Raw genomic sequence first — 21,561 nt, 5'->3', positions numbered from 1 at the left:
GCTCTCCCGCACGGGGAGAGCGCGCGCTGTCAGTCGAAGCTGCGACCGACGTCGGCCTTGGCCAGGGTTTCCGGCAGGATACGGCGGGCGGCGGTGTAATGCTTCTTCCAGTAGTCACCACCGAGGTCGGAGACGCGGACCTTCTGGCCGCGACGCGGCGCATGGACGAACTGGTTGTCGCCGACGTAGATGCCGACATGGTCGACATTGCGGCGGTTGTGGATGCGGAAGAACACCAGGTCGCCGGGCTGCAGGTCGTCGCGGGCCACTTTCGAGTTGCCGCGCATGCTGTACATCTGCTGCGCGGTGCGCGGCAGGTCGACTTCATCGACGTTCTGGAAGACGTAGTTCACTAGGCCGCTGCAATCGAAGCCGCGCTTGGGCGAGGTGCCGCCCCAGCGGTAAGGCGTGCCGATCATGCTGTAGGCGCGCTGGGTCACCTGGTGCGCCTCGCTCTTGGTCTGCTTGACCGGCTTGGCGTTGTAGGTCAGCAGGGCGCTGCCCTGGACTGGAATACGCAGATCAACCGGTGCGGGTTGATAGGTGCGGGAAATCTTGGAGGAGGCGGTTGCCTCGGTGGCGGCCAAGAGGGTCGCCAAGCCTATGGAAAGGCATGTCAAAAGTGTACTTCGCATTCGGCATGTCTTCTTGCTGGTTGATATCGCCCAGGCTCCGCTGGATCGCCATTGTTGTCGGCGTGGTTTCCTTTGGTCCGCTCAAAAATTCCACGCATTCTGAACGACTTTTCATGACGATTCGTACCGTTTGTCGATTCTGACAAATGCCCTGTGACTTGTAGGACACGACGTGACATGTGCTCTGACGCATCAGTCACACCCCGACCTTATAGCCGCAAGCCTTATAAACCGGGGGTTCTGGCGCAAATGCCCAGCCCGCGCAAATTGCTGGCGAAAAGCCAGGCAAAAAGGATTTCTTAAGGAAAAACCCGACGAAATGCAGGTAATTGAGCTGAACAAATTAGCTCAGATGAGCAAGCAGAGCGGGGAGGACCTGCTCGCGCAGCAGCGGGGCGAGGTGATGAGGGTAGGCGCCGGCCGGGTCGAGCCAGGCGAGCTCCTCCAGCTCGGCGGCGGGCTGGACGGCGTGGGGCAGGGCGGCAATGAAGACGTGGGCCTCCACGCGCATGTCCGGTTCGTTGGCCGCCTTGGCCTGGAAATGGCCCAGCGGCGTCAGCGCGGAGCTTGCCAGGTGCAGGTCGAGTTCTTCGCCCAGTTCGCGCAGCAGGGCCTGGACGGAGGTTTCGCCGGGTTCGTGCTTGCCGCCCGGCAGCATGAAGGCCTGGGTTCCGCGCTTTCGCACCAGCAGCAGGCGTCCGGCTTCATCCAGCAGGCAGGCGGCGGCGATACGAATGGTGGCGGTCATGGCGAGGGCGTTTCCTTCAGAACCTGGTAGCGCATCTGCACGATGCCGCTGGGGAAGCTGCGTTGTTCGAGCAGTTGCAGGCGTTGTTCGAGGCCGATGCTGAACAGGGGGATGCCAGCGCCGAGCAGGTGCGGAATGATGCTGACGATCACCTCGTCAAGCAAGCCTGCGGCGAGGAAATTGCCCGCCAGGCTGCCGCCGCCGACCAGCCAGATGCGTTCGCAGCCGCGCGCCTGCAATGAGGCGAGGGCGTCCAGCGGCGTGAAGTGCTCCAGCGCCACCTGAGGCGCAGCCTTGGGCAGATGGTTGGAACGAGTCATCACCAGCGTGGGTTTGTCCGGATAGGGCCAATGCTGCTGGTTCAGGCAGAACAGGTAGGTGGCCCGGCCCATGAGCAGGCCATCGATGCTGGCGTAGAAGGCGTTGTAGCCATGGTCGTCGGCCTCGCCGCCGTATCCTTCGAGCCAGTCTACGCTGCCGTCGGGGCGAGCGATGTAGCCGTCGAGGCTGGCGGCCACGTAGTAAATGAGAGTCGCTGGCACCTGTATGCTCCTTTTTGTCAGGCCCACCAGAGCATGGCATCGCCCTTGGCCGAGCGCCGCTACGTTTGTCGGGTTATTGACGCGGCGGCCGTCGGATGGGGCGTTGGCAATATTTCCAGCGCGCAGGCTCGGCAAACATTAAGCTATGCAGCTATTTGGTCTTTACGTGATATCGAGGTCTGCCTTGTTCTCCCAATTCGCCCTGCACGAACGCCTGCTCAAGGCGCTCGATTCGTTGTCCTTCACCGAGCCGACCCCGGTCCAGGCTGCGGCCATCCCGAAGGCCCTGGAGGGACGCGACCTGCGGGTGACCGCGCAGACCGGCAGTGGCAAGACCGCCGCCTTCGTGCTGCCGCTGCTGCATCGCCTGCTCGCCGAGGAAAAGCCCAAGAGCGGCGCCCGTGCGCTGATCCTGCTGCCGACCCGCGAGCTGGCCCAGCAGACCCTCAAGGAAGTCGAGCGCTTCGCCCAGTTCACCTTCATCAAGGCCTGCCTGATCACCGGTGGTGAGGACTTCAAGGTGCAGGGCGCGCGGCTGCGCAAGAATCCGGAGATCATCATCGGCACGCCCGGCCGCCTGAACGAGCAGTTCAACGCCGGCAACCTGCCGCTGGGCGACGTGGAAGTGCTGGTCCTCGACGAAGCCGACCGCATGCTCGACATGGGCTTCTCCGAGGACGTGCTCAAGCTCGCCGCGCAGTGCCCGGCGCAGCGCCAGACCCTGCTGTTCTCCGCCACCAGCGGCAGCGGCCTGCACGCCATCGTCGAGCAGGTCCTGCGCGAGCCGGAAAACCTGCAGCTCAACCGCGTCAGCGAGCTGAACGAAGAGGTCAGCCAGCAGGTGATCCTGACCGACGACGTCGGCCACAAGGAGGCCCTGCTGCAGTGGCTGCTGAGCAACGAGACCTATGAGAAGGCGATCGTCTTCACCAACACCCGCGTGGCGGCCGACCGCCTGACCGGCCGCCTGATTGCCGCTGGCCACAAGGTCTTCGTGCTGCACGGCGAGAAGGACCAGAAGGACCGCAAGCTGGCCATCGAGCGCCTGAAGCAGGGCGCGGTGAAGATCCTCGTCGCCACCGACGTGGCCGCCCGGGGCCTGGACGTCGACGGCCTGGACCTGGTGATCAACTTCGACATCCCGCGCCGTGGCGACGAGTACGTGCACCGCATCGGTCGTACCGGCCGCGCGGGTGCGGCCGGCACCGCGATCTCGCTGGTGGGCCACGGCGACTGGAACCTGATGTCGAGCATCGAGCGTTACCTCAAGCTGCGTTTCGAGCTGCGGACCATCAAGGAACTCAAAGGCACCTACAAGGGGCCGAAGAAGGTCAAGGCGTCGGGCAAGGCTGCCGGCACCAAGAAGAAAAAAGACGACGCGAAGAAGACCGGCAGCAAGGCGCCGGCGAAGAAGAAACCCGCGGCCAGGCCCAAGGCGGGCCCGTCGAAGGTGGTGAGCCAGGACGGCCTGGCGCCGCTCAAGCGCAAGAAGCCGGCGGCGGAGTAATCAGCGGAGCTTCGTGCTGGGGCGTGCCCTCTCCCCAACCCTCTCCCTGAAGGGAGAGGGGCTGTCCGCGCTATTCTGGCTGCGGTGCGCCCCGATTGACCTCGCCACGCTTCCGTCTGGGGGCTGCAAGGTGCCCAGGCGTTTGATCCAGTCCCTTTCCCTTCAGCGAGAGGGACTCTTGATGTTGGATTCCTACCCCAGCGTTTCCGGCGGCGCCTCGTAGCTGCCCGACTCATAGCTCACCCCATGGCGGATCACCGGCGGCGCGTCGCCCGCGTGCAGGCTGGTGACGTTGTCGATGATGGTCTTGTCCTCGATGGTCAGGCGATCGAGCATGCGCAGGTGGCCGATCCAGTTGTCCACCAGGAACAGTTCCTGCCAGATTTCCGGGTTGCTCACGTCGCGGTACAGCGCCCAGCGCTCCGCGCCGTTGCGCAGGCGCAGGCGACGCAGCGGCTTGGCCGCGCGGACGAAGTCACGGGTGCGCTCTGCGGGAATCCGGTATTCGATGGACACCAGCACCGAGCCGCGTTCGGGGTTGAACACGAAGGTTGGCTGCCCCGGCACACCGCCCGGCGCGCGGGCGATGCTGGTGGAGTCCAGCTCCGGCAGCCGCGAGTTGTACAGCAGCGCTACCGAGACCAGCAGCAGGCAGCCGGCGGCGATCAGCGCCCCCTGCACACCCATGGTTTCGGCGAAGTGCCCCCAGAGGAACGAGCCGGCCGCCAGCCCGCCGTAGATGGCGGTCTGGTACAACGCCAGGGCCCGGGCCTTGACCCAGTCGGGCACGAGGATCTGCACCGCCGAATTGTAGGTGGCCACGGCGGCGATCCAGCAGGCTCCGCCGAGCACCAGGGCGGGGAAGATCACCCAGAGGTTGTCGACCCAGCCCAGGGTCAGTATCACCAGCGCCAGCGTGGCGGCGGCGAAGCTGATCAGGTGACTGCTGCCCAGCCACTGCCGCGCCTTGCTCACCATGGTGCTGGCGACGATGGCGCCCAGGCCCAGGGCACCGAGCATGTAGCCGTACACCGAGGCGCTGCCGTCCGGGTTGCGGTGCGCCAGCAGCGGCAGCAGCGCCCAGATCGCGCTGGCGGAGAGGCCGAACACCGCCGAGCGCAGCATCACCAGGCGGGTGACGCTGGAATATTGGGTGAAGCGCAAGGCGGCGATCACGCCTTCGAAGATGTGCTCCGGCGGCAGGGTGCGTTTGGGCACGTCGCGGCGCCATTGCCAGATCGCCCAGATCAGCGCGGCGTAGCACAGGCAGTTGAAGAGGAACACCCAGGAGGCCCCGGTGGCCGACAGCAGCAGGCCGCCGATGGCCGGGCCGACGGCGCGGGCGACGTTGTAGTTGACGCTGTTGAGCAGTACGGCGTCGCCGAGCATGCGCGGTGGCACCTGCTCGTTCACCGCCGCCTGCCAGGCAGGAATGGTGATCGAACTGCCCAGCGACAGCCAGAGGATCGACACGATCAGCAGCAGCGGGTCGAGGTAGCCCATGAACGCCAGCGCCGTCACCAGCGCGGCGCCGGAGAGCTCCACCGTCAGGCCCACCAGCATGATCTTGCGGCGGTCGTGGTTGTCGGCCAGCACGCCGGACATGATCGACAGCAGCACCAGCGGCAGCGCCGAGGCGACCTGGATCATCGCCACCATCAGCGGGCTGGCGTGGGCCTCGGTGACCACCCAGGCGGCGGCCACCGATTGCGCCCAGGTGCCCAGGTTGGCGAACAGGTTGCAGATCCAGATGATGCGGAACGCGGCGATGCTGAAGGGAGCGAGGACGCCACTGCGGGGTTCGACTGGATCGGGCTTGAGCGGGAGGTCTTGCTTGGGTGAAACGGACTGCAGCATGGGGACGCCCTTATTTCGAGTGGCCGGCACGCGCGTGGAGCCGGTGCCTTTCCATGCCGGGCAAGTGTAGTGGCTGGGACCGTATGCGCCATTGATGATGGTCAGCCGTGGCGTTATCGGTGACTCGCGCTGGCAGGCTTCGACAGTGCTGGCGGGGCTTCGGATTGTTAGGCTGCGTCGGAATTTTCCGTCTTGCATTGCCAATAAGAGCGAAGAGCCGATGAAGCGACTTTCCACCTGCCTGCTGGCCGGCCTGCTGGCCCTGCCGCAAAGCCTCTGGGCCTGGTCCAATCACACCCTTGGCAGCTACCTCGCCTTGCGACAATTGCCGGCGCTCACCCAGGCGCCCGATGTCGAGGTGGAACCGCTGGAGAGCTTCATCAGCCAGCAGCGGGCCGGCCTGGTGAAGCTCCTGGACGAGCAGGAAGCCTACGCCCGCGAGCACTTCCGACAGTACCCGCCGCGCCCGGACGACCTGCGCCTGGCCGAAGACGGTCGCGACGACCTGCGCAAGGCGTTCCTCATGGCATTGCGGCTGAACCCCGAGATCAAGCTGGCCACCGCCGTGCAGCCACCGCCCGGCGGCGAGTTGCCAGGCGATGAGTTGCACAAGCATGTGGCGCTGCAGCCGGCGGACGTTCTGGTGTTCCGCAACCTGTCCGGCTGGAACCAGTGGCGCTTCGTGCAACTGCAGGCGGGGGAGAAGGTGCCCGCCCTGGACGTCCTGGCCAGCGCCGCCGACGAGCCGGACTTCGGCCACGACATCAACCTGTTCAGCGACAATCCCGGCGACGCCGGCCAGCGCTACGGTTTCGGCACCCAGCCGTTCGGCGATCCGCGCTACGAGTTCAGCTCCCAGGCGCCGTTCCACATGGGCTTCTACCACGAGGACGCGGTCATCTTCACCGGCGCGCCGTACCTGGAACGCAACTGGCCCGAGTGGCGCGCGTACCAGTTCCATGGCCTGGCGCGCTTCGCCTTCGACACGGGGCATCCGTACTGGGGGTACCGCTTCCTCGGGTGGGCGATGCATTACATCCAGGACATGACCCAGCCCTATCACTCGACGCCGCTGCCGGGCGAGACCACCGCCAGCATGCTATGGACGGCGGGCAAGTCCATGGCCGGCTTCGACGCCGACAAGCAGGCGGCGATCCAGCGTGTGGCGGACCGGCATACGGGGGTTGAGCGGTACGAGGTCGACTGGCTGCGCGAGACGCTGCGCCAGGGGGGCGAGTCGCCGTTGCTCGCGGCGTACGCCGATGTGAGCGGCGACGGCAGTTATCCACCTTATTCGACGGCGTATCTGCGCGAGGTGGTGGCAAGCGAGTCCCATGCCCATGCGGCGGCGTTCGATGCCGCGATCGGCCATTGGCTGGACAACGAGAAGGTGCCGGCGGGGGATTTCAGCGCAGGGAACTCACCGGAGCCGTTCCGCCACGACGCGGCGCTGGATGAGCAGATCGTGCAGTTGATCCGCCACTTCGGTGCGCACAGCCGCAATATCGCCAGGGCGGCGCTGCAGCCGTAAGCGGTGGGCGGCATTCCCGCCGAGGCTGCGTGGGCCACGGCGGGAACGCGCGAATCGCTTAGCCGCCGGAGCAGCCGTTGCCCCACACCTGGTATTCGACCGTGTGGCGCTGACCCTGGGAGTCTTCGTAGGTCATGCGTGCCGGCACGATACCGCACTGGTTGGAGACGTCGGTGGTCGAGATGACGTGGGCGACGTCCAGTTTCATGTCGTAGGTGTACTGCTCCACGGCCGCGCTTGGTGCCTGGCCGGCGGCGTTCGCCTGCTCGGCCAGGGCGAGCGAGGAGAAGCCCAGCATGGCCAGGATGACTACAGCTTTCATGAATTTACCTGCCTTGTTCCCGGTGTCCGGACGTGACGGGTCCGTGACGTTCAGCTCATGGCTGCGTCGGGAAACGTTGGGGATGAGGATGGGTCTTGGGTGTGTTGCGGCGCGCGCTGTAACAGCACGGAAATAATAGGATTTGCCTGACCCAAGTCATATATCCAGGCGCCAACAAGACTTCGTACTCAGAGGCAACAATCCAGAATTGACGCGGCTTGCAGGGGTGGTTCTGCGGCGGGCGGTCGCGGAGATTCGGCTTCTGCATAAGTGAAGTATCGGCACTGGGGCATCCCTCACCCCAGCCCTCTCCCTCCGGGAGGGGGGCGACCTGTGCCGGCTAATGTCGCGTTTTCATCCTCCACTGAACTGCCCCCTCTCCCTCCGGGAGCGGGGGCGACCTGTGCCGGCTAATGCCGCGTTTTCATCCTCCACCGAACTGTCCCCTCTCCCTCCGGGAGAGGGTTAGGGTGAGGGCCGACCAGGGCGAAAAGCTGTCTGGCGGGAGCGGCTCTGGCGCGGCTGGACACTCATCGCGGACGGAGTCCGCTCCTACGATCCATGGGAGTTTTGTGCCGTGCGGTTCGCGAGCAAGCTCGCTCCTACTGGGAGGGCATGACGCTCTTCGTAGGAGCGAGCTTGCTCGCGAACCCGCCGGACTCAGTCGCGCAGCGGCGACTGCGGATCGAGCAGCGAGGTGCGGATGAAGTGCAGGTAGCTGCACACCCGGCGCAGGGGGGAGGAGTCGAAGTGCGGCGGGCGGCGATCATCCGTGCTGCGGGTCGCGTGGATGGCATGCTCCACCGCCGCCAGGGCGCGCTGGCGGTTGCTCTCGCTGGGCTGGAGGAACAGGCGGATCAATGCCCGGCCCAGCGCGCGGATCGCCCGGCGCCAGGGCATGCGCTCGGCGTACCAGGGCTCCTTCGGCAGAGCCTCCTGCTCGCGGCGCAACTCGATGATCGACAGACCGATCTCCTGCACCTGGAAGGTCCAGCGCAACAGCCGGCGCTGCACATCGGGACGGCCTGTGGATAACCCGTAGGCCTGGTTCAGCAGGTCGCGGGTGCCGCTTTCGAAGTTCGACGACAGCCCCTTCAGCGGATCGCTGATCACCCGCACCACGCGCAGGCGCAGCTGGGCTTCCAGGCGCTCCCACAGCCACGGCCGGTTCGGCGGCAGGATGACGATGGCCGCGACCACCGCCATGCCCATGGAGAGCAGCATCGCCAGGTATTCGTTGATGAAGGTGTAGGCGTCGTAGCGTGCCACGTTGGCCGGCAGCGAGGCGATGCAGAACCACACCAGCAGGCCGACGCCATAGCCGCTCCATTGGGGCCGGGTGATCAGGAAAGCGCCAAGGGCGAACACCGGGGCGAGCACGAAGCACAGCAGCGGGAAGCCGTCGATATGCGGCAGCACGCGGAAGGTGAGAATGAAGCCCAGGGTGGCGCCCAGCAGGGTGCCCAGGGTCAGTTGCAGGGACTGGCGCTTGGGATTGGGCGAGGCGGAGGAGAGCGCGGCGATCAGCACCGAGGTCAGGGCGAAGGTGGCGCCGCTGAGCCAGGACGTCTCGATCCAGAATACTCCGCCGACGATCACCAGCAGCGCACAGCGAAAGCCTGCGACGGCGGCGGCCAGCGCATTGGCCTTGGGCGTGAAGCGCTCCTTCCACTGCTCGCGCGCGTGCTTGTGCGCGGCCAGCGAGGCGTGGGTCTGGGCGTAGTTGTGCATGTCATCGGCGAAGCGGTAGAGCAGCTCGGCGGCGGTTTCGAAATCCAGCTGGTCGGCTTCGCGCGGGCAGGTGTGGCCCAGGTTGGCACGGGCCTCGCGGATGCGCGGCATCAGGTGGTGCTTGCACAGTTCCAGTTGCACGCTCAGGCGCTCGGCGTCCGCTTCGCCGAGCGGCCGGCCATGCCAGCTGGCGAGCAGTTCGCTGACGTCGATCAGGCAGGGCATCAGCACCTCCAGCACGTTGCTGGCCTGGCGTTCGCGCAGGCGGTCGAGCAGGCGCTGCAAGGCGTGGAAGCGTGTGGTCAATTGCATGAATTCGCTGTTCAGGCGCGCCAGGCGACCGCTGCGCAGGCGCATGTGCGGGTCTTCGAAGGCGGTGACGTTGCGCAGGCTTTCCAGGCCCACCACCTCGGCGGCGAGCCGCGCGCTGGCCTGCTCGAAGCGCTCGCGCTCCAGCGTGCCGTTGAGACCCGCGCTGGCGAGGCCGGCGAAGTCGCCGAAGCGGGTGTTCAGCGCATTGCGCAGGGCGGCGCTGCTGGTCTGCGGCAGGACCACGGCGCTGACCACGCCGGTGCAGAGAATCCCCAGGGTGATCTCGATCACCCGCCACAGCGCCTGCATGAAGGCGCCCTCCGGGTGCAGGGTGGCGGGGATGCCGATCATCACCGCGGTGTAGCCGGCCAGCAGGCAGGCGTAGGCGCGGAAGTCCCGGTAGCGCGCGGCGCCCGCCGTGCACAGGCCGACCCAGATCGCCACGCAGAGCAGGAACAGCACGCGCTCCTGGGCGAACAGGGCGATGAAGGTGACCATCACCGTGAGCCCGGCCAGCGTGCCTAGGATGCGGTAGAAACTTTTCGCCAGCACCTGGCCGCTCTGCGGTTGCAGCACGATGAAGGCGCTCACCAGCACGGTGTTGGGCTGCGGCAGCTCCAGCCGGTAGGCCAGCCACAGCGCGGTGAAGGCGGTGATCAGGGTCTTGAGGATGAACATCCAGGTCACGCCGTCGGTGTGCGCCCAGTCGGACAGGGCGAAGCGCACCGCGGCGGCCTTGGGCAGGCGCACGGACAGACTGCTCATCGGGCTTATCTCGGCAGGCGGTAATCGGGCTGGATCGGCTGGAAGGCGTAGCGAAGGGGTGGAAGCACGTTGCACGAAAGGCGGAGCACGGCTGCTTGTCCTGGGGCGTGGCGGGAGACCGCGTTGGGGAGGGCGATTCTAGAAGTGCGCCGGGGACAGGATAAGCTGACGGATGGGCGAATTATTGTTACCTGAAAGTACAATAATCCCCGGCGGGCACCTGTGCGACAATTCGCCGCCTGTCATGAATCTGTAACAAGGCGTTGCTTGCCATGCACCGTTGCAGAGACCGCCCGCCGTGGCGTGGACAGGCTCTTCTGGAGAAATGATGGACCTGCTGCACAACATGCGTGCCTTCGTCTGTGTCGCCGAGACCGGCAGCTTCACCGCCGCCGCCCAGCGCATGGACCTCACCACCGCCTACGTCTCGCGGACGGTGGCCAAACTCGAAGCGCACCTGCGCACTCGCCTGCTGCATCGCACCACCCGCCGCATCGCCCTTACCGAAGCCGGCCAGCGCTACCTGCAGCGCTGCCAGCAGATCCTCGGCTACATCGAGGAAGCCGAGGCCGAGGCCGGCGATGCCCACGCCCGCCCCCACGGCAAGGTGAAGGTGCATGCCATGACCGGTATCGGCCAGCACTACCTGATCCGTGCGATCGCGCAGTACTGCGAGATCTACCCCGAGGTCACCTTCGACCTGACCCTGGCCAACCGCATCACCGACATCCTCGACGAGGGCTACGACATCTCCGTGGTGATCGCCCAGGAATTGCCGGACTCGGGCTTCGTCTCCAAGCGCATCGGCAAGACCTACAGCGTGCTCTGCGCCTCGCCCGAGTACGTGGCGCGGCACGGCATGCCGACGAAGCTCGGCGAGCTGACCGAGCACCGCTGCCTGCGCCTGGTGAACTCGGTGATGTCGCTGGACAAGTGGCTGTTCGACGGCCCCGACGGCCAGGAAATGGTCGGCATCAACCACAGCCATTTCCAGGTCAATACCGCCGACGCCATGACCGAGGCGGTGCGTGCCGGGATGGGCATCGGCGCGCTGCCGGTGTATTCCGCCGTGCACGGGTTGCAGGATGGCAGCCTGGTCCGCGTGCTGCCGGCCTACAGCCTGTTCCATCTCAACGTCTATGCGCTGTATCCGTCGCGGCAGTACCTCGACGCGAAGATCCGCACCTGGGTGGAGTTCCTGCGCGACTGCGTGCCCGGCATGCTGGAAGAGCACGAGCGGATGATGCTCGAGCACCGCACGCGGCTACCCGCCTGAGGCCCGTTCCCCGGCCCTGAACCCAGGAATACTCCAGTGCCCGGCCCGTGCCGGGCGCTGCTTTTTCTGCCTGGCGTTTTGTCTGTACGAACGCCGCTTTGGGAAAAGACGAATTCTCCGAACGCCAGCATTTGCGTCAGTCTCCTCACGAGCCTGCCGCCAGGCTCACCTCGCAAGCACAAGAACAAATTGAGGGTGACGCGATGTTTGGATCGATAGGGCGGGCCTTGCTCGCCGTCCTGGCGTTGGCCTGCGCCTCAGCCAGCCAGGCTGCCGATGAACCGCAGGCTGCCAACGAGCCGATAGTGATCAAGTTTGCCCACGTGGTCGCGGAGAACACGCCCAAGGGGCAGGGCGCGCTGCTGTTCAAGCGCCTGGCCGAAGAACGCCTGCCCGGCCGGGTGCGCGTGGAGGTCTACCCCAACTCCTCGCTGTTCGGCGATGGCAAGGAGATGGAGGCGCTGTTGCTGGGCGACGTGCAGATGCTCGCGCCGTCCCTGGCCAAGTTCGAGCAGTACACCAAGAAGGTGCAGATCTTCGACCTGCCGTTCCTCTTCGACGACATCGACGCTGTCGACACCTTCCAGCGCAGCCCGCAGGGCCAGAGCCTGCTGACCAGCATGCAGGGCAAGGGCATCCTCGGTCTGGCGTACTGGCACAACGGGATGAAGCAGCTGTCGGCCAACCGCCTGCTGCTCGAGCCCGGCGATGCGCGCGGCCTGAAGTTCCGCGTGCAGGCCTCCGATGTGCTCAACGAGCAGTTCCGCCAGTTGCGCGCCATCTCCCGCAAGATGTCCTTCGCCGAGGTCTACCAGGGCCTGCAGACCGGCGTGGTGAATGGCACCGAGAACACCTGGTCGAACTACGAGAGCCAGAAGGTCAACGAGGTGCAGAAGTACTTCACCGAGTCCAATCACGGCCTGGTGGACTACATGGTCATCACCAACGCGGCGTTCTGGAACGGCCTGCCGCCGGACCTGCGCGGCGAGCTGGAGACGATCATGGCCGAGGTCACCGTGAAGGTGAACGCCGAAGCCGAGCGCCTGAACCGCGACGCCCGCCAGCGCATCCTCGCCAGCGGCACCAGCGAGATCCACCCGCTCACCGCGCAGCAGCGCGCCGACTGGCGCGAGGCGATGCAGCCGGTATGGCAGAAATTCCGCGACAACGTCGGCGCCGATTTCCTCCAGGCCGCCGAAGCCGCCAACCGTCCCCATTGATTCCGCCCGGCCCTGCCGGCTGGCGGGGCGTCCTGGCGTTCCTTCGTTGTGGAGAATTTTCGATGAACCGACTCGTGCGCGTGTGGAACCACGTCGAGGAAGGCGCCATCGCCTTCCTGCTGGCGGCCATGACGCTGGTGACCTTCGTCTACGTGGTGGTGACCAACGTCTTCACCCTGTTCTATGACCTGGGCGATCGCCTGCCCTCGATCCAGGGACCGTTCTACGCCATCGGCGATGCGATCCTGGGCGTTGCCCAGGACATGTCCTGGAGCAACGCGCTGACCAAGGCGCTGTTCGGCTGGCTGATCTTCCTCGGCATCGCCTACGGCGTGCGTACCGCCGGCCACCTGGGCGTGGATGCGCTGGTGCGCCTGGCGCCGCGCCCGGTGCAGCGCGGCATCGGCGTGCTCGCCTGTCTCTGCTGCCTGGGCTACGCCGGCCTGTTCATGGTCGCCAGCTACGACTGGGTGAAGACCCTGTTCATCGCCGGCATCGGCGCGGAAGACCTCGACCACTTCGGCATCCTGCAGGCCTACGTCGCGGTGATCGTGCCCATCGGCTTCGGCCTGGTGGTCCTGCGCTACCTGGAAATCCTCATCAACCTGTTGCGCGGCCGCCAGCTCGGCCTGGGGCTGGCCGACGAGGCCGCGGAGGCCTCGAAGCTGGCCGGCGGAGACGCCGTGGAGAATCGTCCATGACCGTGATGATGCTATTCCTCCTGCTGTTCGTCTTCATGTTCATCGGCGTGCCCATCGCCATCTCCCTGGGGCTCTCCGGCGCGCTGACGATCCTGCTGTTCAGCCCGGATTCGGTGCGCTCGCTGGCGATCAAGCTGTTCGAGACATCCGAGGCCTATACGCTGCTGGCGATCCCGTTCTTCCTGCTCTCCGGCGCCTTCATGACCACTGGCGGCGTGGCCCGGCGGCTGATCGACTTCGCCAACGCCTGCGTCGGCCACATCCGTGGCGGCCTGGCGATTGCCGCGGTGTTGGCGTGCATGCTGTTCGCCGCGCTGTCCGGCTCCTCGCCGGCGACCGTGGCGGCAGTGGGCTCGATTGCCGTGGCGGGCATGGTGCGCTCGGGTTACCCGCGCGAGTTCGGCGCCGGGATCATCTGCAATGCCGGCACCCTGGGCATCCTGATCCCGCCGTCGATCGTCATGGTGGTGTACTCCGCCGCCACCGAGACCTCGGTGGGCAAGCTGTTCGTCGCCGGCGTGGTGCCCGGGCTGCTGCTGGGCGTGATCCTGATGGTGGTGATCTACATCGTCGCGCGGGTGAAGACGCTGCCGGCGCAACCGCGCGCCAGCCTGCGCGAATGGCTGTCCGCCGCGCGCCGGGCGATCTGGGGGCTGCTCCTGCTGGTGATCATCCTCGGCGGCATCTACTCGGGGCTGTTCACGCCCACCGAGGCGGCGGCGGTGGCGGCGGTGTACTCGGCCTTCGTCGCGCTGTTCGTCTACAAGGACATGCGCCTGCGCGACTGTCCCAAGGTGCTGGTGGAGTCGGGGCGGCTGAGCATCATGCTGATGTTCATCATCGCCAACGCCATGCTCTTCGCCCACGTGCTGACCACCGAGCAGATCCCCCAGCAGATCACCGAGTGGGTGATGCAGGAGGGGCTGACGCCGATCGGCTTCCTGCTGATGGTCAACGTGGTGCTGCTGGTGGCCGGCAGTTTCATGGAGCCTTCGGCCATTGTGCTGATCCTCGCGCCGATCTTCTTCCCCATCGCCATGCGCCTGGGCATCGACCCGATCCACCTGGGGATCGTCATGGTGGTGAACATGGAGATCGGCCTGGTGCACCCGCCGGTGGGGCTCAACCTGTTCGTCACCTCGGCGGTCACCGGCCTGCCGCTGGGTTCGACCATCCGCGCGGCGCTGCCCTGGCTGATGATCCTGCTGCTGTTCCTGATCCTGGTGACCTACGTGCCCTATATCTCGCTGGCGCTGCCCCACGCCCTTGGTATGTGACAGGTTGTCGCGGCCCCATGCGCCCGCTGTGAAAACAACGGCTTATGGGGCCCATCACTACGACTAAGGATTGGTAAGACCATGGTCGTATGGTTCGGGGGAGGGTGTCGCCGTTACAACTGATGGCAACAAAAACAACACTCTTCACCGAGGTAAAACGCCATGACAGCGGCATCCGTGTACCCCGTGCGTCCCGAAGTGGCCGCGACCACTCTGACCGACGAGGCCACCTACAAGAAGCTGTACCAGCAGTCGGTGGTCAACCCCGACGGCTTCTGGCGCGAACAGGCCCAGCGCATCGACTGGATCAAGCCGTTCACCAAGGTCAAGCAGACCTCCTTCGACGACCACCACGTGGACATCAAGTGGTTCGCCGATGGCACGCTGAACCTCTCCTACAACTGCCTCGACCGCCACCTGGCCGAGCGCGGCGACCAGATCGCCATCATCTGGGAAGGCGACGATCCTTCCGAGCACCGCGAAATCACCTACCGCGAACTGCACGAACAGGTCTGCAAGTTCGCCAACGCCCTGCGCGGCCAGGACGTGCACCGTGGCGACGTGGTGACCATCTACATGCCGATGATCCCCGAGGCCGTGGTGGCGATGCTGGCCTGCGCCCGCATCGGTGCGATCCACTCCGTGGTGTTCGGCGGCTTCTCTCCCGAAGCCCTGGCCGGCCGCATCATCGACTGCCGCTCCAAGGTGGTGATCACCGCCGACGAAGGCGTGCGCGGCGGCAAGAAAACCCCGCTCAAGGCCAACGTCGACGACGCGCTGACCAACCCGGAAACCAACAGCGTGCAGAAGATCATCGTCTGCAAGCGCACCGGCTCGCCCATCAAGTGGAACCAGCACCGCGACGTGTGGTTCGAGGACCTGATGAAGGTCGCCGGCAACAGCTGCGCGCCGAAGGAAATGGGCGCCGAGGAGCCGCTGTTCATCCTCTACACCTCCGGCTCCACCGGCAAACCCAAGGGTGTGCTGCACACCACCGGCGGTTACCTGGTGTACGCCTCGCTGACCCATGAGCGCGTGTTCGACTACCGTCCGGGCGAAGTCTTCTGGTGCACCGCCGACATCGGCTGGGTGACCGGTCACACCTACGTCGTCTACGGCCCGCTGGCCAACGGTGCCACCACCGTGCTGTTCGAGGGCGTACCGAACTACCCGGACATCTCCCGCGTCGCCAAGATCGTCGACAAGCACAAGGTCAACATCCTCTACACCGCGCCCACCGCCATCCGCGCCATGATGGCCGAGGGCAAGGCCGCGGTCGAAGGCGCCGACGGTTCCAGCCTGCGCCTGCTGGGTTCGGTGGGCGAGCCGATCAACCCCGAAGCCTGGCAGTGGTACTACGAGACCGTCGGCCAGTCGCGCTGCCCGATCGTCGACACCTGGTGGCAGACCGAGACCGGCGCCTGCCTGATGACCCCGCTGCCGGGCGCCCATGGCCTGAAGCCGGGCTCCGCCGCCAAGCCGTTCTTCGGCGTGGTGCCGGCGCTGGTGGACAACCTGGGCAACATCCTGGAAGGGTCCACCGAGGGCAACCTGGTGATCCTCGACTCCTGGCCGGGCCAGGCCCGTACGCTGTACGGCGACCACGACCGCTACGTGGACACCTACTTCAAGACCTTCAAGGGTATGTACTTCACCGGCGACGGCGCCCGTCGCGACGAGGACGGCTACTACTGGATCACCGGGCGTGTGGATGACGTGCTCAACGTTTCCGGCCACCGCATGGGCACCGCCGAGATCGAGAGCGCTCTGGTCGCCCACCCGAAAGTGGCCGAGGCCGCGGTGGTTGGCGTGCCGCACGACATCAAGGGGCAGGGCATCTACGTCTACGTCACCCTGAATGCCGGCGAGGAATCCAGCGAGCAACTGCGCCAGGAACTGCGCGCCTGGGTGCGCAAGGAAATCGGCCCGATCGCCACGCCGGATGTGATCCAGTGGGCGCCCGGTCTGCCGAAGACCCGCTCGGGCAAGATCATGCGCCGCATCCTGCGCAAGATCGCCACGGCCGAGTACGATTCCCTGGGTGACATTTCCACCCTGTCCGATCCGGGTGTGGTGCAGCACCTGATCGACACGCACCAGGCCATGCGCGCGGCCTGATCCTAGGCCCATGAAAAACGCCCCGCTTGCCGGGGCGTTTTTCATTTCCGCGTTCTTATGCCAATGGCACGCCGATGCCGAAGTGCCCGCCGAGCACGAACGTCGAATGGTGTGGGGCGCAGCGATACCCATCAGTTTCGGCCGCGGTGGAATGCGGTTCGCGAGCAAGCTCGCTCCTACAGTCGGGTCGCACGCCTGCATTTCGTAGGAGCGAGCTTGCTCGCGAACAGATCCCAGGGCGAATAGCGCTGAGCCATATCCGCTCTGCCTGTTGCGCCGCAGAGACGCGATAAACCAAGGCGCGAGAGTTCGTCGCGGAGGATTTCGCGGACAAGGTCCGCTCCTGCGGTGTGCTACTCACCCACCGGTAACATTTCCCCGCGACAAAATGAGGCGCCCGGAAACATTTCGCACAGGCTCGGTGCGTCTTTTCTGTTGGCGCAGAATGAGTCAATATCGCGCACCCCGCGTGGGGCCTGGGATTTGTTATTTGTGGCCCAATTACTGCAGGTAATTCAGGTTTTACTACCCGCTTTCGGATCACGTAAAATCCCCGCCGTCAAGCCGCTGGGGCCCTGTCGCCAGCGCTTCTATAATTACTTGTCGCATTGAAGAAATAACCGCTTCGGGGCTGTCGCTAGAATGCCGCTCACCCCGGTAGGCGCGCTTTTCAAAAGAATCGCGCCGGCAATGCGCAGACGAACAATAACCTTCACTTCTGCACGGGCAGCCTGGGCCAACCCCTTTCTCCTGCCAATCGAAGTCCTACCCTCGAAGGAGTTACTGATGAAGAAGTTTGCACTTCTCGGTGCGCTGGCCCTGTCCGCGCTTTCCCTGGTTGCCCACGCTGACGACAAGCCGGTACGCATCGGCATCGAAGCCGGCTATCCGCCTTTCTCCTTCAAGACTCCCGACGGCAAGCTCGCCGGTTTCGACGTGGATATCGGCAACGCCCTGTGCGAAGAGATGAAGGTCAAGTGCACCTGGGTCGAGCAGGAGTTCGACGGCCTGATCCCGGCGCTGAAGGTTCGCAAGATCGACGCCATCCTCTCGTCCATGACCATCACCGACGAGCGCAAGAAGTCCGTGGACTTCACCAACAAGTACTACCACACCCCCGCGCGCTTCGTGATGAAGCAGGGCGTGACCCTGAACGACCCGCTGGTGGACCTCAAGGGCAAGAAGGTCGGTGTGCTGCGCGCCTCCACCCATGACCGCTACGCCACCGACGTGCTGGCCCCCGCCGGCATCGAAGTCGTGCGCTACAACTCCCAGAACGAAGCCAACATGGACCTGGTCTCCGGCCGCCTCGACGCGACCATGGCCGACTCGGTCAACCTCGACGACGGCTTCCTGAAAACCGACGCCGGCAAGGGCTATGCCTTCGTAGGCCCCGAATACAACGATCCGAAGTACTTCGGTGGTGGCGCCGGCATCGCCGTGCGCAAGGGCGATACCGCCCTGGCCGAGAAATTCAACGCGGCCATCGCCGGCATCCGTGCCAACGGCAAGTACAAGGAAGTACAGGACAAGTACTTCAAGTTCGACGTCTACGGCGAGAACTGATCCACGTCCAGAAGTGGCACAAACCCAGGCCCGATCCTGAAGTTTGTGCCACTTTTTTATTGGGGGTGAGCCAGCACCTGCGCTTGCCCTGAGCGTCCGTGTCGTTGCGGGCGGCGTCCGGTTTCACGAGGTACGAAATTATGCTCAATGGCTACGGAGCCACCATCGTCGATGGTGCCTGGCTGACGCTTCAGCTGTCCCTGCTGTCGATGGCCCTGGCGATCGCGCTGGGCCTGCTCGGTGCGGCCATCCGCCTGTCGCCGGTGAAGTGGCTGGCCTGGTGCGGCGACCTCTATGCCACCGTGATCCGTGGCGTGCCGGACCTGGTGCTGATCCTGCTGATCTTCTACGGCGGCCAGGCCGCGGTGAACTGGGTCGCGCCGATGCTGGGCTATGAGGATTACATCGACCTCAACCCCTTCGCCTCCGGCGTCGGCACCCTGGGCTTCATCTTCGGCGCCTACCTGTCCGAGACCTTCCGTGGCGCCTTCATGGCGATTCCCAAGGGGCAGGGCGAGGCCGGTTTCGCCTACGGCATGAGCCCGCTTCAGGTGTTCTTCCGCATCCAGGTGCCGCAGATGATCCGCCTGGCCATTCCCGGCTTCACCAACAACTGGCTGGTGCTGGTCAAGGCTACCGCGCTGATTTCCGTGGTCGGCCTGCAGGACATGATGTTCAAGGCCAAGCAGGCCTCGGACGCCACCCGCGAACCCTTTACCTACTTCCTCGCCGTGGCGGCGTTGTACCTGGTGGTCACCACCGTTTCCCTGGTACTGCTGCGCATGCTTGAACGCCGCTATTCAGTTGGCGTGAAAGTCGCCGAGCTTTGAGACCGGGAGCCCTCGAATGATCTTTGATTTTTCCGTCATCTGGGACAGCCTGCCGCTCTACTTCAGCGGCCTGCTGGTGACCCTCAAGCTGCTGGCGATCTCGCTGTTCTTCGGCCTCGTGGCGGCGGTGCCGCTGGCGCTGATGCGCTGCTCGAAGAACCCGGCGGTGAACCTGCCGGCCTGGCTCTACACCTATGTGATCCGCGGCACCCCGATGCTGGTGCAGCTGTTCCTGATCTATTACGGCCTGGCCCAGTTCGAAGTGGTGCGCGAAAGCTCGCTGTGGCCGCTGCTGTCCAACGCCACCTTCTGCGCCTGCGCAGCGTTCGCCATCAACACCAGCGCCTACACCGCCGAGATCCTTGCCGGCAGCATCCGCGCCACGCCGCACGGCGAGATCGAGGCGGCCAAGGCCATGGGCATGTCGCGGATCAAGATGTACCGCCGCATCCTCCTGCCGTCGGCACTGCGCCGCGCGCTGCCGCAGTACAGCAACGAAGTGATCATGATGCTGCAGACCACCAGCCTGGCGTCCATCGTGACCCTGGTGGACATCACCGGCGCCGCGCGCACCGTGTACTCGCAGTATTACCTGCCGTTCGAGGCGTTCATCACTGCCGGCATCTTCTACCTGATCATGACCTTTACCCTGGTGCGCCTGTTCAAGCTGGCCGAGCGCCGCTGGCTGGCCTATCTCGCGCCGCGCAAGCACTGAGGAACCGACCGTGGAACGTATCGATCATCTTCTGCCGTGGAGCAGCCTGGGTAGCGAGCGCCGCCTGAGCGTGTTCCGCTACGGCAAGGGCCCGCGCAAGGTCTACATCCAGTCCAGCCTGCACGCCGACGAGTTGCCCGGCATGCGCACCGCCTGGGAGCTGAAGCAGCGCCTGGCGGACCTGGAGTCGCGCGGGCAGCTGAACTGCGTCGTCGAGCTGGTGCCGGTGGCCAACCCCATCGGCCTGGGCCAGACCTTGCAGGCCAGCCATCTGGGCCGTTTCGAATTCGGCAGCGGGAAGAATTTCAACCGCGATTTCGTCGAGCTGTCCGCGCTGGTGGCCGAGCGTGTCGGCGCTCAGTTGGGTGCCGACGAGGCCGCCAACGTCGAACTGATCCGCCAGGCCATGCGCGATGGCCTCGATGCGCTGCCGCCGGCTTCGTCCGAGCTGCAGGGTATGCAGCGCCTCCTGCTGCGCCACGCGTGCGACGCCGAGGTGGTGCTCGACCTGCACTGCGACTTCGACGCCGCCATCCACGTCTACGCGATCCCGCAGCACTGGCCGCGCTGGCAGTCATTGGCGGCGCGCCTTAAGGCGGGCGTGGCGTTGCTTGCCGAAGATTCCGGCGGCAGCTCCTTCGACGAATCCTGCTCGCTGCCCTGGCTGCGCCTGGCGCAGGCTTTCCCGCAGGCGGCCATCCCGCTGGCGTGCCTGGCGACCACCGTCGAGCTGGGCGGGGTGGGCGACACCCGTGTCGACCAGGCGCGGGACAACGCCGAAGCCATCCTTGGCTTCCTCGCCGAGCAGGGATTGATCGCCGGTGACTGGCCGGCGGCCCCGGGCGAATGCTGCGAAGGCATGCCGTTCGAAGGCACCGAATACCTCTACGCACCCCATGCTGGCGTGGTGAGCTTTCTGCGCAGGGCAGGGGAGTGGGTGGAGAAGGGCGACGCGCTGTTCGAGGTGGTCGACCCGCTGGACGACAAGGTCAGCACCGTTTGCGCCGGTACCTCCGGCGTGCTGTTCGCCATCGAGCGTGGGCGCTATGCCCAGCCAGGGCTTTGGCTGGCCAAGGTGGCCGGGCGTGAGCCGTTCCGCAAGGGCCGGCTGATCAACGACTGAATTCGAGAACCGACACCATGTACAAACTGGAAATCCAGGACCTGCACAAGCGCTACGGCAGCCACGAGGTGCTCAAGGGCGTCTCCCTGGCGGCGAAGGCAGGCGACGTGATCAGCATCATCGGCTCCTCCGGCTCGGGCAAGAGTACCTTCCTGCGCTGCATCAACCTGCTGGAACAGCCCCACGCCGGCAAGATCCTGCTCAACGGCGAAGAGCTCAAGCTCGTGCCGAACAAGGACGGCGCGCTCAAGGCCGCCGACGCCAAGCAGCTGCAGCGCATGCGCTCGCGCCTGTCGATGGTGTTCCAGCACTTCAACCTGTGGTCGCACATGAGCGCGCTGGAAAACGTCATCGAGGCACCGGTTCATGTACTGGGCGTATCGAAGAAGGAAGCGCTGGAAAAGGCCGAGCATTACCTGGCGAAAGTCGGCGTGGCGCACCGCAAGGATGCCTACCCGGCCCACATGTCCGGTGGTGAGCAGCAGCGCGTGGCCATCGCCCGTGCGCTGGCGGTCGAGCCGGAAGTGATGCTCTTCGACGAGCCGACCTCGGCGCTGGACCCCGAGCTGGTCGGCGAAGTCCTGCGTGTGATGCAGGACCTGGCCCAGGAAGGCCGCACCATGGTGGTGGTGACCCACGAGATGGGCTTTGCCCGCGAGGTTTCCAACCAGCTGGTGTTCCTGCACAAGGGGCTGGTGGAAGAGGCGGGCTGCCCGAAGGAAGTCCTGGCCAATCCGCAATCGGACCGCCTGAAGCAGTTCCTTTCCGGCAGCTTGAAGTAAGCT

The 21,561-nt window shown here is 65.4% G+C and carries 18 protein-coding genes; 12 read left to right on the top strand and 6 right to left on the bottom strand.

Annotated features, from left to right (window positions below):
• Positions 1-29 precede the first annotated feature (29 nt).
• From N0B71_RS00335 to N0B71_RS00325, 3 genes are all read right to left on the bottom strand, one after another.
• Positions 30-587: a C40 family peptidase gene (locus N0B71_RS00335; protein ID WP_442964639.1), complete on the bottom strand. Its 558-nt coding sequence runs from the start codon at positions 585-587 to the stop codon at positions 30-32.
• 391 nt (positions 588-978) lie between these two features.
• Positions 979-1,383: an NUDIX hydrolase gene (locus tag N0B71_RS00330; protein ID WP_259756496.1), complete on the bottom strand. Its 405-nt coding sequence runs from the start codon at positions 1,381-1,383 to the stop codon at positions 979-981.
• On the bottom strand, positions 1,380-1,925 hold the full coding sequence (locus N0B71_RS00325) for a dihydrofolate reductase family protein (RefSeq protein ID WP_259756495.1): 546 nt from the start codon (positions 1,923-1,925) through the stop codon (positions 1,380-1,382). The genes N0B71_RS00330 and N0B71_RS00325 overlap by 4 nt, the downstream gene beginning before the upstream one ends.
• A 169-nt stretch (positions 1,926-2,094) precedes the next feature.
• Here N0B71_RS00325 and N0B71_RS00320 point away from each other — a divergent pair, with 169 nt between their 5' ends.
• Entirely contained in the window at positions 2,095-3,432 is a 1,338-nt protein-coding gene (locus tag N0B71_RS00320) for a DEAD/DEAH box helicase (protein WP_259759700.1), read from the top strand.
• 192 nt (positions 3,433-3,624) lie between these two features.
• Here N0B71_RS00320 and N0B71_RS00315 read toward each other — a convergent pair whose 3' ends face one another.
• Positions 3,625-5,289: an MFS transporter gene (locus N0B71_RS00315; protein ID WP_259756493.1), complete on the bottom strand. Its 1,665-nt coding sequence runs from the start codon at positions 5,287-5,289 to the stop codon at positions 3,625-3,627.
• 220 nt (positions 5,290-5,509) lie between these two features.
• On the opposite strand from N0B71_RS00315, the gene N0B71_RS00310 reads away from it, so the two are divergent.
• Complete coding sequence (locus N0B71_RS00310; protein WP_259756492.1) at positions 5,510-6,820, top strand: phospholipase; 1,311 nt, start codon at positions 5,510-5,512, stop codon at positions 6,818-6,820.
• Between the two features lie 58 nt (positions 6,821-6,878).
• Here the strand turns inward: N0B71_RS00310 and N0B71_RS00305 are convergent, their stop codons facing one another.
• Both N0B71_RS00305 and N0B71_RS00300 read right to left on the bottom strand, forming a co-directional pair.
• Positions 6,879-7,142 (bottom strand): DUF2790 domain-containing protein, encoded by a 264-nt coding sequence (locus N0B71_RS00305; protein WP_259756491.1) that lies wholly within the window; start codon positions 7,140-7,142, stop codon positions 6,879-6,881.
• Between the two features lie 660 nt (positions 7,143-7,802).
• Complete coding sequence (locus tag N0B71_RS00300; RefSeq protein ID WP_259756490.1) at positions 7,803-9,950, bottom strand: FUSC family protein; 2,148 nt, start codon at positions 9,948-9,950, stop codon at positions 7,803-7,805.
• Positions 9,951-10,278: 328 nt separating this feature from the next.
• On the opposite strand from N0B71_RS00300, the gene N0B71_RS00295 reads away from it, so the two are divergent.
• The 10 genes from N0B71_RS00295 to aotP all read left to right on the top strand — a co-directional run bounded on the left by N0B71_RS00295 (position 10,279) and on the right by aotP (position 21,558).
• Complete coding sequence (locus N0B71_RS00295) at positions 10,279-11,226, top strand: LysR family transcriptional regulator (RefSeq protein WP_259756488.1); 948 nt, start codon at positions 10,279-10,281, stop codon at positions 11,224-11,226.
• 203 nt (positions 11,227-11,429) lie between these two features.
• Entirely contained in the window at positions 11,430-12,446 is a 1,017-nt protein-coding gene (locus N0B71_RS00290) for a TRAP transporter substrate-binding protein (protein WP_259756487.1), read from the top strand.
• Positions 12,447-12,508: 62 nt separating this feature from the next.
• A complete protein-coding gene (locus N0B71_RS00285; RefSeq protein ID WP_259756485.1) occupies positions 12,509-13,147 on the top strand; it encodes a TRAP transporter small permease in 639 nt (212 codons plus the stop codon).
• On the top strand, positions 13,144-14,424 hold the full coding sequence (gene dctM, locus N0B71_RS00280) for a C4-dicarboxylate TRAP transporter large permease protein DctM (protein WP_259756484.1): 1,281 nt from the start codon (positions 13,144-13,146) through the stop codon (positions 14,422-14,424). Before N0B71_RS00285 ends, dctM begins: the two co-directional genes overlap by 4 nt.
• Before the next feature lie 162 nt (positions 14,425-14,586).
• Positions 14,587-16,542 carry an acetate--CoA ligase gene (gene acs, locus N0B71_RS00275; protein ID WP_259756483.1) on the top strand — a complete coding sequence of 652 codons (1,956 nt, stop codon included), beginning with the start codon at positions 14,587-14,589 and terminating at the stop codon, positions 16,540-16,542.
• Positions 16,543-17,328: 786 nt separating this feature from the next.
• Positions 17,329-18,108 carry an ABC transporter substrate-binding protein gene (locus N0B71_RS00270; protein ID WP_259756481.1) on the top strand — a complete coding sequence of 260 codons (780 nt, stop codon included), beginning with the start codon at positions 17,329-17,331 and terminating at the stop codon, positions 18,106-18,108.
• A 140-nt stretch (positions 18,109-18,248) separates the two neighbouring features.
• Complete coding sequence (locus N0B71_RS00265; RefSeq protein WP_259756479.1) at positions 18,249-18,938, top strand: ABC transporter permease; 690 nt, start codon at positions 18,249-18,251, stop codon at positions 18,936-18,938.
• A 16-nt stretch (positions 18,939-18,954) separates the two neighbouring features.
• The gene (locus tag N0B71_RS00260; protein WP_259756477.1) at positions 18,955-19,653 is read left to right on the top strand and encodes an ABC transporter permease; all 699 of its coding nucleotides are present in this window, start codon (positions 18,955-18,957) and stop codon (positions 19,651-19,653) included.
• Between the two features lie 10 nt (positions 19,654-19,663).
• Positions 19,664-20,776, top strand: coding sequence for a succinylglutamate desuccinylase/aspartoacylase family protein (locus N0B71_RS00255; protein WP_259756476.1), 1,113 nt, complete (start codon positions 19,664-19,666; stop codon positions 20,774-20,776).
• 17 nt (positions 20,777-20,793) lie between these two features.
• A complete protein-coding gene (gene aotP, locus N0B71_RS00250; RefSeq protein WP_192430289.1) occupies positions 20,794-21,558 on the top strand; it encodes an arginine/ornithine transport ATP-binding protein AotP in 765 nt (254 codons plus the stop codon).
• Positions 21,559-21,561: the final 3 nt, after the last annotated feature.

Origin of the sequence: Pseudomonas sp. GCEP-101 (assembly GCF_025133575.1) — a bacterium.
GTDB lineage: Bacteria > Pseudomonadota > Gammaproteobacteria > Pseudomonadales > Pseudomonadaceae > Pseudomonas > Pseudomonas nitroreducens_B.
This window is presented reverse-complemented; position numbering and strand designations above follow the sequence as displayed.